Raw genomic sequence first — 14,511 nt, forward strand, 5'->3', positions numbered from 1 at the left:
TCATTTTAAAACCTAAATGAGAGGGATAAGCGTTAAAATTAAGCGGGAACTAAGTTATCTTGCGCAAAATTATTCGGGATATACTTTTGCACACTAGAAGCGCCTTTTAATACCGCTTTAGCCTCTGGTACACAACGGCCACAGCAGTTACCTACACCAAGCTTTTGATGAATTTGGCGCATGCTGGTGTAGCCTTCGGCTTTTGCTTCAAGAATCTGTTTGTCGGTGACAGCGTTACAAATACAAATAAACATAATGTGCCTCTAATCTATATGCAAACTATTATAGGAATCATTCGCATTTAAAGCAAGCGATTTATATTTTTTATCTCAAATATAAGTCCTGAAATTCTACTAAAAGCGCGTATAATCTATCCATAATCAACCAGTTAGCTAATATAGGGTTATCACAATGCAAGGTGACAAAAAAGTCATATTTCAGTTAAATAGCGTGCTTAAGCTACTTTTAACCGGTATTAATCAATATTTTTTACATTCTAGAATGTATGAAAATTGGGGCTTAAATCAGCTAAAAAAGCACGATTATGATTATTCAATTTATCTAATGAAAGCTTCAGATAAGCTGATTAAACGTATTCTATTTTTAGAAGGCCTGGCTAATTTGCAGGATCTTGGCAAGCTTTATATAGGCGAAGATGTTCCTCAAGCACTAGCCGGTAATCAAAGGTTTGAACAAGAGCTATGTACACAATTAAAACAGGCTATTGCTTTTTGTGAGCAACAAAGTGACTTTATTTCAAGAGAATGTTTAGAGTCCATTCAGCATGAATGTGAAGAGCAAATTGATTGGCTTGAGACTCAAGAGTATCAAATTGATAAAATGGGTCTTGCTAATTATTTGCAAGCAGCAATGTAAACAAAACTGAAATTGATTAAGTTTCATTTAAGTTAAATTAACAAACTGAAGGTTTAAATATGAAAGGTAGCGAGAAGGTCATAGAGCAATTACAAGTGCTGTTAGAGCACGAAATGAGTGCATTTGACCAATACTTTATTCACGCAAGAATGTACGCAGACTGGGGATTAACCAAGCTAGACGAGAGAATCTCTCATGAAGCCGAAGAAGAAAAAGAACATGCTCAATTTTTAATTGACCGTATGTTGTTTTTAGAAGCTGTACCTAATTTATCTAAACGAACCCCGTTAAATATCGGCAGTCACGTTACTCAAATGCTAGAGAATGATTTAGCCTATGAATATGATGTAGCAAAAGCGCTAAAAGTTGCGATAAAAGTTTGCGAACAAGAGAGCGACTATCAATCGCGTGAAATTTTATTAAAATTACTAGCAGACACAGAAGAAGATCACATGTATTGGCTAGAGCAGCAGTTAGGTTTAATTAAAAAAATTGGTATAGAAAATTACTTGCAAAGTAACGCTTAAATTCGTAAAAGGGCTACTATCTTTTTGTAGCTCTTTATTTGTAGCTCTTTATTTGTAGTTCTTTATTCGTAGCTCTTTATTTGTAGCCCTTCATTTTTGTTGCTTTAATCAATCGCTGCACAAAATAATTACATGAGCCTTTAAGTGTTTACGCCTACCGGCTTTCTTAGATAGCTTTTTCGCATTTGCTGAATGATTTGTAGCACAACTTCTTGCTCTTTAGATGCGCTGTTTGGGTTTATTTCTTTTGGTAAATTATCACCCAAATAATCCTCTAAAAACTCGCTAAACCCTATGATTTCTCGAGTTCTTAAATAAGTGAAACGGCGAAACGCCATGCTCCAAGTGTCAAATAATCGTTGAGGAATGTCTCGATTTAACAATAGCACCAGAGAGTGGTGCCGAGTGTCTGTAAGTAAGGTCTGGTAAAGATTATCAATTTCAAGTCTTGGGCCTTCAATTACTTGAAAAAAACAGCCATCGCCATACATTAAAAAGCCAGAAATACTCGCTTTTAGATTGTTTTTACGTGAAATATTAAGAATCTCAACTAAGTCATCTTCACTTTGAATATTAACCGCTCGGCTAATATAAGCTAATTGCCAAACATTTTCTGCTTTTTGCATAGAGTCCTCCTATGGCGGAAAAGACTTTTTTAACTTTAACTTATTGAAATTTAGTTATAAATTTTCTTAATTTAACTTTAAAGCTGCTATATATGTTCTATACTCAATTATGCTCTTTTATATAACTCATATAATTAAAAGTAAAGGATTAAGGTATAAAACGATGCAAAAACTTTCTTTACCCTTTATTAAAGCGCTATTAGCCCTGTGCTTGTTTTTGTCATTAAGCGTAAAAGCCGAGCAAAACTGCACAATGAGTGATATTGGCGCTACACCGCTATCTAGCCACAGAATACTAGGTAAAACCATAGATAATGTGGTGCCTGCAGACGTTTTTCAATTGACGTTGGCGTTAGAGGAACGGCTTGTTCAACTGGGTGTATCGGGAGAGGGAGCACAGCTCGATATAACAGCAAAAAACTTGTTACCTAGGAATAATATGGTGCTAGTTTACGATATATTCTCGTTAACCCAATTTTGGCATCAACAAAATAATAAGCAAGTCCGAAGACCCGCGACTTTAAGAATACCTTCTGAGGTTAAGCCCTACCATATATTTCAATGGGTCGATGCAACCCACGCTTTTTTAGATTGTCTATATGGCATTCCAAAAGATATAGAAAGTCAATCTAAAGGTCTACTACAAAGTAGCAATCAAAATACTGGAACTATTAGAGAAGAGGTAAGGCCGGTTGATGTTTTTCAGTTACTACTAAGAATTGCCGCCAGGTTTTCCCAAGTCATTGAGCAAAAAACCATCGTTCAAATTATCAATTTTAGAATGTTACAAACCAACTTTTTGCTCGAAGAAATGCTAAGGTTTCATGGTGAAACACGGCTTGTTAATTGGAATGTTAAAACAAGGCAATTGCCAAATAAAGACTTTACAAGTTTGCTCATCAGCCTTTCGCATGCCGTTACTCAATTTGATCAATCTGTATCTGATGGCCTAGTCATAGAGCTTTCTTCATCTAATAACTCAACATTAACCTTGGTTGACTATATCGCAATGAGTATTTTAAATAATCAATTGCAAATTTCAAAATATTATAATTTAAAAATTCCAGCGCCGCCAATGTTAGAAATTGTTGAATCTGCAGAAGACATGCGGTTATCTACTAATAGTCTCATGAGAATGAAGTACTTAGTGGAAAGATTGGGTCGTGTCTCAGTCAGCGAGGGAGTTGTCAATGATTAAGTTAGAAGCCGAACTAAGCCGAAACTTTTGGTGGACAATAGGGATTGTTGGAGGGCTTTTTTTATTTATATTAGCTTTTGTTTTGTTGACTAATTCATTTATAAACGAGAATAGAAGAGAAATTAGTGAAGTAGAGAATGCTTTAGTTGATTTTGAATTAATGACGCTAGAAACAGCTTACTATTTTGAAAATCAAGTACAGTCCGTTGAATTGCTCGACGAGGAATTTCTTGGCGAACGCTGGAATTTATTATGGCAGCGTTGGGATAATATATCCAGTATTTTTTCGGCAGACCAAAAGAGAAAACTAGAAAAAACATTAAGTTCAATCGAACTTAATCAATGGCAAGCTTCTGAGTTTAGCAAGCACAATTTAGCAAACCGAGCAAGCCATTTATTTGATGCCATGTTAGTACCAAGTGCCACAAAGCTCTTCGACCTTTCTACTGAATTAGTCAATGAACTTCGCCATCAAAATGACGTTGCTATATTAGCCGAAGCGGCCGATTTGCGCGGGTATATTACTAATGCCACAAAAATTCTTAGTTTAGTTGAGCAAAATGGCTCTCAACTTTTATGGCAAGATTTTGATAAAAGTCTTAATAAAAGTGTTGCTGCATTAATCCAGCTAACTGCACGAAGTAATAATCCCAGTACTGATAAACTTATGTTGTCGCTTGAAAAAGAGCTTGCGCGACTTAGGCATAATTCATCAAATTATAAGTATATGCTAAATAGGGCTGATTTTTATGCTTTAGATACTTTAGTGAATAAAAACTATCTATTAAGTAGTTCTTTAACAAAAGAAATGGAATTGAGCTTAAAAGTATACAAGGAAAGCCACATTGAAAAAGAAAAGCGCTGGTTAACACTATTTTTGGCTTTAACTTTGGCTGTACTCGCTTTAAGTGCTTTTTTCGTTCGTTACTTAATTAAGGTTAGAAAAAAACTTTCGACTAATATAACTGAGCCCATTGAGCAGCTAGTGAGTAATACTGACTCAGTCGCAAGTGGTAATCTAAGTCATTTAAAAGGGTCGAATACTCATTTAGTTGAAGTAGATAAACTCTCTAATGCCATTAGTAAAATCGCTAGTCAGGTATTAGAAAACAAGCGAAATGTAGAGCGGCAACTGCATCAACAATTGTTATTTGACAAACTCAATGAGCTTGCAATTGAAAATGAAACATTAGATGTTTTTTCAGAAAAGGCCATAGTCGAGATAGTAAATGCCTATTCAGCCAGTTCAGCTGCATTGTTTGCAATTAGTGTTAATATTTTAAAAAAAGAACCTGTATTAAAAGCTAGTTTTAATTTACCCGAAAGCCTAAAAAGTGCATACAGTAAAGAAATTAATGGGCTGCCACTAGAAGTGTTTCGGAATATTGAACAAAAAATGGTTGATGTTTCAGACAAGAAACTAACTGTCACCAGCGCAACTATCGAGCATGAATTATGCACTTCAGTTATCGCACCTATCATTTCTGGCGCTCAATGCTTCGGTGTGCTTGAGTTACTCTTTGTTGGCGCTTTCGATAGAACTGATGAGGTCAATGCATTAGGCGAGCGTCTTGGAATCTTAATTAAAACACTGTTATCCGAAGAAGAGGCTCGGTTACTTTTAATTAAAACACAGCTTCAAAAAGATAAGCTCGATCAGTCAACTGCTGAGTTAGAAGCTCAGGCTCAATCTTTGCAGCAGTCAGAGACTGAGCTTGAAATGCAGGCTGAAGAATTAAAGGCAACTAACGAAGAAATTAGATTCCAACAAAACCAAACTCTGCTGCAAAAAGAAGAGCTGCAAAAAATTAATAGTGAATTAGCCAGTACTGCAGAGAAACTGGAAGAGGCGAATAGGCAAAAAACCACATTTTTGGCTAAAGTAAACCACGAATTGAAAAGCCCACTCAATAGCATATTAATGTTAGCCCAAACTATTATGTACCAACATGATAAAACCGATAGTAAAGTTCATGAATCGATGAAGGTGATTTTTCAAAGTGGCCAGGAATTACTTGATTTAATTAATGATCTAGTAGATTTAGCTAAAATAGAAACTAATGAAGTGAAAACCCATATTGAGTATTTTAGTGTCAAGCCCATAGTCGATATTCTTTTTGAGCAATTTAAACCAATTTCAGAAAGTTCCGGCATTGGGTGGAGCGCGAAAGTTGACAATAAAACGGTCGATAAAATTGAGTCTGATGCACAGCGATTGGCTCAGATACTCAAGAATTTTTTATCGAATGCTTTTAAGTTTTGTAAATCAGGTGAAGTTAGTTTAAAAGTTTCTTCGGATGATAGTTTTATTTATTTTAGTGTTACCGATAGTGGGATTGGTATTCCGGATGATCAAAAAGCTTTAATTTTTGAGTCTTTTAAGCAAGTCGATGATGGCTCAAAACGAGCATATGGAGGTACCGGATTAGGCTTGAGCATAGCGAGCCAACTTTGTGAATTGTTACACGGCGAAATTAGTTTAAGTGATAATGAGCCGCAGGGGACCTGTTTTACACTTAAATTACCGATAGAATTTCAAGGCAAGCGTAACCGAATTACTGATGCTAGCCACCAAGAGCAAACAGAAGCCTTTAAAGTCAACAATTATGTGCTTTGTGCAAATGTTGACCAATGTCCCTCAGAGCTTTTGGCTCTATACGAGTTTAAAAATCCGGCAAATATTGTTAGTTATAATGAGTTGCACTCTCACTCCATTAGCGACTTACAATTAATCATCTTTTACTTTAAAGATGAGTCTCTTTTTGAAGGTAGAGACGCTGAACAATTGCAAAGAGAGTTTGCCAAGCTACAACAAAATGCGATAGTTATTTTAATTGTTGAAAGTAGTTTGCCAAATCAACTTAAGTGGATAGAAGGTGCCGCATATTCTGTTTTAAAATGGAATGACAAAGCGCTTAAAAGACTATTGGAACTATTTAAACAGCTTAGTAGTAGCACTAAAAGAGATGAAGACTCCCTACAAAAAAAGAGTAATAGCGATAAAAGTACTGCAAAGAACCTAAATACTAGTACTGGTTCTAATCACAAAGATAAACCAAATGATTTCGACGACGATATTCTTGGCAGTTTAGCGGCAACGTCTACTGTTAGCCAAGAAGAAGAGAGTCAAGATTTTTGCGTGCTTCTTGTAGATGATGATATGAGAAACCTTTTTAGTTTGAGCTTAGCCTTAAAAGGATATGGATATGAAACCGTTCTTGCTGATTCTGTCAATTTAGCAAAGGAAAAGCTTGATAGCTACCCCATAGACTTGATTGTCACTGATATTACAATGCCAAAGGAAGATGGATACGATTTGATTCAATATGTGCAAAGTCAGCCCTCATTTGTTGATTTAGGTGTGATTGTGCTCTCCGCAAAAGGAACGGATGAAGACAGAGAAAAGTGTAGGGCGTTAGGCTGTGTGGAGTTTTTTGATAAGCCGGTAGAAATTAAAGAGCTCTATGATGCTATTAGTGAAGTACAGAAGGCTAAGAAATAGCAATGCGTAAAGACTTTCTAATAACCGAGTTAATCGTCCATTTACTTACTAGAACGACTGAGCATAATTTTAAGCATTATTCAGTTGCTGCTTTACATAGACGCTTGGAAAGTTTTATCCAGACAAATAGTATTAAAGATATAAGTGCTTTATTTGCAGAGCTTATTGAGCAAGATGCTGAGCTTGTCTCTAACCTAGTCGAATATTTAACAGTAACTCATACAAGCTTTTTTAGAGACGCTCAATATTTTGAAATTATTAACAAAACTATATTGTCTGAGTTAAAAATGTTTAATCTTTTAAAGGTTTGGAGTATCGGGTGTTCACGCGGCGCAGAAATTTATTCAGTAGCATTGTTGTTTGAGTTACATGGTTTACTAGAAAAAACCGTTCTATTAGGAACAGATATAAATAGAAGTGCAATAGCTTTTGCACAAAATGGTGTATTCCCAATAGAGCAGTTGAAAGAACTTCAATCTAATTTTAAAGAGATAGAATCACTCCAAGATAAATCCTTATTACCTTATATTCAAGCTTCAAAGGACTGTTTTAGTTTTACAGAGAAAATTAAAACAAGCTGTCATTTCACCAGACATAACATTCTACAAAATGCATCGATGGGTCACATGCATTTAATACTTTGCCGTAATGTGTTGATTTATTTAGATAAAGAGATACAGCATAAAGTAATTAAAGAACTCATTGTACCGAGTTTGGAACCTGGAGGCTATTTAGTGCTAGGTGAGGCTGAAAATTTATTAAATTTTGCGCAAGAAGTTAATCTACAAAAATATGGCGTAGGAATCAATATTTATCGATATATGCCTTAATTTGTGATAGAGCGAAAAACTGGCGTTTTTTGAGATAACAACTAAAATTAGTGATATGAATAGAATAAAGCGGATTTTAATTGGCGGTTCTGCAGGAAGTTTGCCGCAGTTGTCGGATTTATTATTACAAAGTGAGGGTGCTTTACCACCAATTGTTGGCGCTTTTCATCGTTCGAGCGATTTTTACATTGAGTCTTATATAAAAAATATACCTCAAATTTCGCTGATCAATGTGGAAAATCCGGTGAAGATAAAACCAAATGGAATATACGTAAGCAGTGGACAGTATCATTTGTTATTAGAAGAAAGAGGAAGTATCGCAAGAGTGTATGATGATGATAGGTTTAGCTATGGAAAACCATCAATCGATCTACTCTTTTATTCATGTGTGGGTATAGAAGCAAGAAGCACACTGGCAATATTATTATCTGGCGCCAATAGTGATGGCGCAATGGGATTAGAGGCGTTAAGTTCTGCCGGTGCAAAGTGTTGTGTTATGGAACCCAATGAATGTCAATTTCGTAGTTTAGCCGATTCAGCATTAAGGCTCACGCCTAGTGCGCTAATTATTAATAAATATAGCTCTTTAAAGGCAATGATTTAAGCTGTTGGAGTAATAAGTATGCCTAAAAATAAAAGTATCACTACCGAAAGCGAGCTTTCCGGCTTATCTGTCTTAGTTGTCGACGATCTTGATGCCAACCTGTTTGCAATGGAAAAAATGCTTGAAGTTCTTAATGTCAATATTATTACTGCTTCGTCTGCAGATGAAGGCTTAAGAGTTTTATTACAGCGAAAAGTTGATGTCGTACTTTTAGACTACTCTATGCCCGTGATGAACGGCTTGGAAATGGCGCAAATCATTCACCAGCAATTTAAAGAGCCCCCACCAATATTATTTATAACTGCGCATGGTCGAACGGTTAAAGAATTAGAACAGGCTTGCTATGAAATTGGTGCAATAGACTTTATGGAAAAGCCGGTCAAAAAACACATTTTACTGGCAAAACTTAAAGTGCTTATTTCGCTTTCGGTACAAAAAGAACGACTTAGAGCGATGGCCACTACGGATAGTTTAACCAAGCTAAAAAACCGCTTAGCTTTTACTGAAGCGTTGAATTACAGCATGGCGTTATCTAAGCGACAAAATAACTCAATCGCTTTACTCGCGCTCGACTTAGACGGTTTTAAAGAAGTTAATGATAAGTACGGTCATGACGCAGGCGATTGCTTGCTTGTGGAATTTGCTCGAAGAATTGAATCTTGTATAAGAGAGTCAGACATCGCAGCAAGAATGGGGGGCGATGAGTTTAGTATTCTTTTAACTAACTTAAACTCAGAAGAAGAGGCCGTTTGGGTAGCTCGAAAAATTTTAACTGCCTGTGAAAAAGAGTTCACTTATGAATCAAACACATTATTGATTAAAACTAGCATTGGGATTGCGTTGCGGCCACAAAATGCAGACAATAACACTGCTTTAGTCAGAGCTGCCGACCAAGCGTTGTATCAGGCAAAGTCTAATGGTAAAAGCCAGTTTTATGTATTTGATTCGGAATCAAGTGAAAAATTTAACGCTGATGAAGTCGAATCGATGATTAACTGTAAGCTCCTGCCAATTTATGATTCAAAGAGCGAAAACCGAATATTAGGCCACAGTGTTGTCCCTTATCTTTCGAGCAGCGAAAAGTTTGCTTCTTATCAAGCGTTATTTGACCTTGCGACTAAGTCTGGCAATTTGGAAGTATTAGACCGATTATTTAGTGCGGCTGTAATCAAATCGGTCAGACAATTACAGGAAAAACTTGCTAACTCTCATCAAAAGTTGTTTTATCGTTACCTTTGTAATGAAGTGATTAAACCTATTCATAAACAACAAATTATTTCTCTCGCTAGAGAACTAAAAAAAATTGGCGTAGAGTTAGTCATAGTGCTTGAGCAATGGCGAGATATTGATAATAAAATCCTATATAAGAAGGAACTTGAAGCTTTAAATAGCGAGGGGATTCAGCTTTGTTTAGGTGACATAGGGCACTCTTCCATTCCAACGGGGATTATTTCAAGTGCTAATATCGATTATATTATTTTAACAAACGATCTTGCCAATAATATCGATAAAAATCATTATTCGAGAACGGTAGTGCAATGTTTAGTTGCTATTTCTAATGCGTTAGGCTGCGCTGTAATTGTTGACAGCAGTTTAGATTCAGAAGAAAAAGTTATTCTGCAATCCTTAGGGTGTCACTATTTTGTAAAGCAGATAAAAAAAAATAATCATGAGTTAGCTGAGAGTTTAACAACTTCTGTGCTTTCTCAGGCTACAGGAAGAGCCTTGGGGTAATTTCAATACGATTATGTTCTCTGATTGTTCTCAGTGGTCTTAATTTATAACGACGCAATTTCTTCCTTGGTTCTTAGCACTGTAGAGAGCTAAGTCTGCTCTGGAAAGTAGATCTAACAGACTATCCTGTGGCTTTAATTCCGTTATTCCAATACTGACTGTAACATTTAAATCTCTTGGTTTTAACCTAGCGACTTTTTGTCGTAACTGCTCGGCTTTTTGGGCGGCTATTTGTTTGTCACATCGATTAAACAGAATGACAAACTCTTCTCCACCAATTCTAGCGACAATATCTTCGCCTCTAATTCCTTCGTTGATGCATTTCGCGATTTCTTTAAGTATGATATCGCCGGTCAAGTGGCCGTGAGTATCATTGATTTTTTTAAAATGGTCGAGATCTAATACTAATAGACTGAGCTTAAAGTCATGCCTTATGGCCTGATAAATCAACAGACTGGTTGATTCTTGTAGGTAATAGCGATTATATAGTCCAGTGAGTTGGTCGTGCATCGCTAACCCTTTAAATTCATCGCGCTTTCTTCTAAGAAAAATAATAACCACTAAAAAAATGATCGCTATTGTTAGCAGCATGATTACAAGAGTGTAGGTAAAAATGTACTTTTGATATTGTTGGTAAAAACTATTTGGCTGGTTTAAAACAATGCTGTCTAATGGCAAACTATCCAATGAAATATTAAATCGCTGCAGCTGATTATAGTCAAAAATATTATTGAGCGGACCACCTAAAACGGGGATATTATTGATTGATTCTCCGTTTATAATTGACCAAGCGGTTGTGGCTGCTACTATTCCTTGATAATTTGGACTGGTAATTTTTCCGCCGACCACACCTTGTCCTACCACATCCCAAATGCAATAGACTGGTACATGGCTATGCGTGCTGATAAAGTCAACGCTTTCTTGACTTGAAAATGTAGCGCCACTTGGTAGTCGAAGGTAAATTGCCCATAAGACCAATGAGTTATCTGGCAAGTTTGCAAGTCTTGTTTTTAGTTCCTGTGGGTTTAAGTTGCTAATGTGATTAAAGCTAACTTGTTGCCGAAACTTTGGTTTCGCTTTTTCAATGAGTGTGGCAAAAATTTTACCCGAACGGGTTTCATCTGAAATAGTGGTAATTAACCTTGTTTCGGGGTGAAGTTTTAACATTAACTGAATAGTGCCGACTACATCATAAGATTCATAAATGCCGGTTATATTCGATTTACCTTGTAAGCGGTTTTCTGAATAAGCATTTAAACCTGAAAATATAATAGGAATGCCTGGAAAAATTTCGTCTTTAAATGTAATTAAAAAATCTAGCGCATGGTCATCGGTTGAAATAATCGCATCAAACTTTACTTTTGCGTATTTAGTTTGGTAAAGGGTTTTTAGCTGGTAGAAGTAGGCAGGGGAAGAGTGGCGCTTTGTATCCATGTAAGTGGTATAAAGTTCAACATTCTTAGAATCAAAAACCGATTGAATGCCTGCCATTATTCGGTCAGTCCAATGAAACCCTTGGTGATAAGAATGTATCACTAAGACTCGTTTTTTAGGTTCACTTGGGTTGCTTACAGCCAGAGCAGGGCTGAGCAGCAAGCACAATAGAATTAGGCCGATAATTGCGTATAAAGATTTCAATGAATGCGACTTCTCTGGAGAGCCGGTTAATTACTAAACCGCTATTTTGGGTCAGTAGAATAGTCATGGAGGAAATACCTTTCCTTCATTATAGTTAACTTTGCGCTATTTGGTTGGTTGTTTTTTGTTCTATACTATTTAACTATGTTAGTTATCATGAATTGCTAATTTATTATTGGCATATAAATAGGTATAATTCGCACCGTCTGAACTAGTCTAAATATGATAAATATTAAGGGTTAAGCGCTTTAATCAGTGTTTAAGCCACTAACTAATCAAAATTACCAGCAATGAGGACTTAAAGAGTGTTACAAGCATACCGTGATCACGTCCAGGAAAGAGCCGAGCAAGGCATCGTCCCCAAACCCCTATCTGCGGCGCAAATGGCCGAGTTAGTTGAATTACTCAAATCTCCCCCAGCAGGTGAAGAAGAATTTTTACTCGATTTGCTGGCTAATAGAGTCCCTGCCGGTGTAGACGAAGCGGCTTATGTTAAAGCCGGGTTCTTAAGTGCCATAGCAAAAGGTGAGGCCGAGTCGCCTATTCTTGATAAAGCGCATGCGGTGAAATTATTAGGTACCATGTTAGGTGGCTACAACATTGCTACCTTAGTTAAACTGCTAGACGATAGTGAGCTGGCACAGCTTGCTGCAAACGAGCTTAAACATACACTATTAATGTTCGATGCGTTTCACGATGTTGCCGATAAAGCCAAAGCGGGCAATAAAGTTGCGCAAGAAGTTATTCAAAGTTGGGCTGACGCTGAGTGGTTTAAGACGCGTCAACCTTTGCAAGATAAAATTACTTTAACCGTTTTTAAAGTCCCAGGCGAAACCAATACAGATGATTTGTCGCCAGCTCAAGATGCTTGGTCTCGACCAGATATTCCTTTGCATGCCTTGGCTATGCTTAAAAATCCGCGTGATGGGATTGATGGCAACCCACTAGAAATTATTGAAGAACTTAAAAAGAAGGGCCATCCCGTCGCTTATGTTGGTGATGTTGTTGGTACTGGTTCTTCACGTAAGTCGGCCACCAACTCGGTATTATGGTTAATGGGAGACGATATTCCACATATTCCAAATAAGCGCGGTGGTGGTTTTTGTTTAGGTGGTAAAATAGCCCCTATCTTTTTCAACACAATGGAAGACGCAGGTGCGTTACCGGTTGAAGTTGACGTTTCTCAATTAGAAATGGGCGATGTAATCGATATTTACCCTTATGCGGGTAAAATTGAGAAAAATGGCGAAGTAATTGCAGAATTTAAATTAAAAACCGATGTGCTATTAGACGAAGTTCAAGCGGGTGGTCGTATCGCCATGATTATTGGACGCGGTTTGACCGCAAAAGCGCGCGAGTTTTTAGCGTTACCGCCAGCAGACTTCTTTAGAAAACCTGCAGAAATCAGCGATTCAGGTAAAGGTTTTAGCTTGGGCCAAAAAATGGTGGGTAAAGCTTGTGGCGTGGCCGGCATTCGTCCTGGCCAATACTGTGAGCCAACCATGACCACAGTCGGTTCTCAAGATACAACAGGCCCAATGACTCGTGACGAGTTGAAAGATTTAGCCTGTTTAGGATTTTCTGCCGATTTAACCATGCAGTCATTTTGCCATACTGCCGCCTATCCTAAACCTATCGATATAGATACTCAGCATACCCTGCCAGACTTTATTATGAGCCGTGGCGGTGTTTCACTAAGACCAGGTGATGGCATTATTCATAGTTGGTTAAACCGTATGCTACTGCCTGATACCGTAGGTACCGGTGGTGATTCGCATACTCGTTTTCCTTTGGGTATTTCCTTTCCTGCAGGTTCCGGTTTAGTGGCATTTGCCGCGGCTACTGGAGTTATGCCATTAGACATGCCAGAGTCGGTTTTAGTTAGGTTTAAAGGCGAGCGCCAACCTGGCGTTACTTTAAGAGACCTAGTTAATGCGATTCCTTACGCAGCCATTCAAGAAGGTTTACTAACGGTAGAAAAGAAAGGTAAAAAGAATATTTTCTCTGGCCGCATATTAGAAATTGAAGGCTTACCTGACTTAAAAGTAGAGCAGGCATTTGAATTATCAGATGCATCAGCAGAAAGAAGTGCGGCTGGCTGTACAATTAAGCTTGGCGAAGAGCCAATTGCAGAATACTTAAACTCTAACATTACCATGCTCAAATGGATGATTAGCGAAGGTTATGGTGACGCTCGCACAATTAGTCGTCGTATAGAGAATATGCAAAAATGGTTAGATAACCCTGAATTACTAGAAGGCGATGCCGATGCCGAATACGCAGCGGTGATAGAAATTGATTTAAATGAAATCAAAGAGCCTATTCTAGCTTGCCCTAACGACCCAGACGACGTTAAACCTCTGTCTGAAGTGCAGGGCACTCACATTGACGAAGTGTTTATAGGCAGCTGTATGACCAATATTGGTCATTATCGTGCGGCAGGTAAGTTATTGCAAAAAACAAGCTCTATTCCAACGCGTTTGTGGATTGCGCCACCCACTAAAATGGATGAGCACCAGCTAATGCAAGAAGGCTACTATAATATTTTTGCTACAGCTGGGGCACGAACTGAAATGCCTGGCTGTTCATTGTGTATGGGTAACCAAGCGCGAGTTGCAGCTAATTCAACCGTTGTTTCAACTTCAACTCGAAACTTTCCTAACCGCTTAGGTGATGGTGCGAATGTTTATTTAGCTTCTGCGGAACTTGCTGCCGTTGCTTCAATATTAGGTAAACTACCTACGGTTGAAGAGTATATGGTATACGCTAAAGACTTAGACACTATGGCTGCTGACGTTTATCGTTACTTAAATTTCCACGAAATAGAAGAGTTTAAAAAGTCAGCTAAAAATGTCACTATTCCGGTTCTGAATAAAGTGACTGTTGGCTAACTCAGTGGTTTAATACCAGCGATTTAAAAGCACTCTTCGGAGTGCTTTTTTTTGTTGGATAATAAAGTCGCGATATGAGCGCTTT

General features: G+C 37.5%; 11 protein-coding genes. 8 read left to right on the forward strand and 3 right to left on the reverse strand.

Going from position 1 to position 14,511, the window contains the following annotated elements:
* Positions 1 to 38: 38 nt before the first annotated feature.
* A complete protein-coding gene (locus tag ACUR5C_RS07440) occupies positions 39 to 254 on the reverse strand; it encodes a (2Fe-2S)-binding protein (RefSeq protein ID WP_454467724.1) in 216 nt (71 codons plus the stop codon).
* A 157-nt stretch (positions 255 to 411) separates the two neighbouring features.
* On the opposite strand from ACUR5C_RS07440, the gene bfr (ACUR5C_RS07445) reads away from it, so the two are divergent.
* Both bfr (ACUR5C_RS07445) and bfr (ACUR5C_RS07450) read left to right on the forward strand, forming a co-directional pair.
* Positions 412 to 876, forward strand: coding sequence for a bacterioferritin (gene bfr, locus ACUR5C_RS07445; RefSeq protein WP_454467725.1), 465 nt, complete (start codon positions 412 to 414; stop codon positions 874 to 876).
* A 59-nt stretch (positions 877 to 935) separates the two neighbouring features.
* On the forward strand, positions 936 to 1,403 hold the full coding sequence (gene bfr / locus ACUR5C_RS07450) for a bacterioferritin (protein WP_454467726.1): 468 nt from the start codon (positions 936 to 938) through the stop codon (positions 1,401 to 1,403).
* Positions 1,404 to 1,543: 140 nt separating this feature from the next.
* Here bfr (ACUR5C_RS07450) and ACUR5C_RS07455 read toward each other — a convergent pair whose 3' ends face one another.
* Complete coding sequence (locus ACUR5C_RS07455; RefSeq protein WP_454467727.1) at positions 1,544 to 2,029, reverse strand: BLUF domain-containing protein; 486 nt, start codon at positions 2,027 to 2,029, stop codon at positions 1,544 to 1,546.
* A gap of 163 nt (positions 2,030 to 2,192) precedes the next feature.
* Here ACUR5C_RS07455 and ACUR5C_RS07460 point away from each other — a divergent pair, with 163 nt between their 5' ends.
* Genes ACUR5C_RS07460 through ACUR5C_RS07480 form a run of 5 tightly spaced genes read left to right on the forward strand, consistent with a single transcriptional unit; the run spans position 2,193 to position 9,897 of the window.
* On the forward strand, positions 2,193 to 3,227 hold the full coding sequence (locus tag ACUR5C_RS07460) for a hypothetical protein (protein ID WP_454467728.1): 1,035 nt from the start codon (positions 2,193 to 2,195) through the stop codon (positions 3,225 to 3,227).
* Positions 3,220 to 6,729 carry a hybrid sensor histidine kinase/response regulator gene (locus ACUR5C_RS07465; protein WP_454467729.1) on the forward strand — a complete coding sequence of 1,170 codons (3,510 nt, stop codon included), beginning with the start codon at positions 3,220 to 3,222 and terminating at the stop codon, positions 6,727 to 6,729. Before ACUR5C_RS07460 ends, ACUR5C_RS07465 begins: the two co-directional genes overlap by 8 nt.
* 2 nt (positions 6,730 to 6,731) lie before the next feature.
* Entirely contained in the window at positions 6,732 to 7,559 is an 828-nt protein-coding gene (locus ACUR5C_RS07470; RefSeq protein WP_454467730.1) for a CheR family methyltransferase, read from the forward strand.
* A gap of 55 nt (positions 7,560 to 7,614) precedes the next feature.
* Positions 7,615 to 8,163: a chemotaxis protein CheB gene (locus ACUR5C_RS07475; RefSeq protein WP_454467731.1), complete on the forward strand. Its 549-nt coding sequence runs from the start codon at positions 7,615 to 7,617 to the stop codon at positions 8,161 to 8,163.
* 18 nt (positions 8,164 to 8,181) lie between these two features.
* Positions 8,182 to 9,897: a diguanylate cyclase domain-containing protein gene (locus ACUR5C_RS07480; protein WP_454467732.1), complete on the forward strand. Its 1,716-nt coding sequence runs from the start codon at positions 8,182 to 8,184 to the stop codon at positions 9,895 to 9,897.
* A 39-nt stretch (positions 9,898 to 9,936) separates the two neighbouring features.
* On the opposite strand, the gene ACUR5C_RS07485 is transcribed toward ACUR5C_RS07480, so the two are convergent.
* Positions 9,937 to 11,535 carry a diguanylate cyclase gene (locus ACUR5C_RS07485; RefSeq protein ID WP_454467733.1) on the reverse strand — a complete coding sequence of 533 codons (1,599 nt, stop codon included), beginning with the start codon at positions 11,533 to 11,535 and terminating at the stop codon, positions 9,937 to 9,939.
* A gap of 305 nt (positions 11,536 to 11,840) precedes the next feature.
* Here ACUR5C_RS07485 and acnB point away from each other — a divergent pair, with 305 nt between their 5' ends.
* Entirely contained in the window at positions 11,841 to 14,426 is a 2,586-nt protein-coding gene (gene acnB, locus ACUR5C_RS07490; protein WP_454467734.1) for a bifunctional aconitate hydratase 2/2-methylisocitrate dehydratase, read from the forward strand.
* Positions 14,427 to 14,511 lie beyond the last annotated feature (85 nt).

Source organism: Aliikangiella aequoris, from assembly GCF_053709105.1.

What these genes read in the sequence shown, in the direction of transcription:
- ACUR5C_RS07440 (WP_454467724.1), bottom strand. Translation starts at nt 254, where the DNA reads ATGTTTATTTGTATTTGTAACGCTGTCACCGACAAACAGATTCTTGAA.
- bfr (WP_454467725.1), top strand. Translation starts at nt 412, where the DNA reads ATGCAAGGTGACAAAAAAGTCATATTTCAGTTAAATAGCGTGCTTAAG.
- bfr (WP_454467726.1), top strand. Translation starts at nt 936, where the DNA reads ATGAAAGGTAGCGAGAAGGTCATAGAGCAATTACAAGTGCTGTTAGAG.
- ACUR5C_RS07455 (WP_454467727.1), bottom strand. Translation starts at nt 2,029, where the DNA reads ATGCAAAAAGCAGAAAATGTTTGGCAATTAGCTTATATTAGCCGAGCG.
- ACUR5C_RS07460 (WP_454467728.1), top strand. Translation starts at nt 2,193, where the DNA reads ATGCAAAAACTTTCTTTACCCTTTATTAAAGCGCTATTAGCCCTGTGC.
- ACUR5C_RS07465 (WP_454467729.1), top strand. Translation starts at nt 3,220, where the DNA reads ATGATTAAGTTAGAAGCCGAACTAAGCCGAAACTTTTGGTGGACAATA.
- ACUR5C_RS07470 (WP_454467730.1), top strand. Translation starts at nt 6,732, where the DNA reads ATGCGTAAAGACTTTCTAATAACCGAGTTAATCGTCCATTTACTTACT.
- ACUR5C_RS07475 (WP_454467731.1), top strand. Translation starts at nt 7,615, where the DNA reads ATGAATAGAATAAAGCGGATTTTAATTGGCGGTTCTGCAGGAAGTTTG.
- ACUR5C_RS07480 (WP_454467732.1), top strand. Translation starts at nt 8,182, where the DNA reads ATGCCTAAAAATAAAAGTATCACTACCGAAAGCGAGCTTTCCGGCTTA.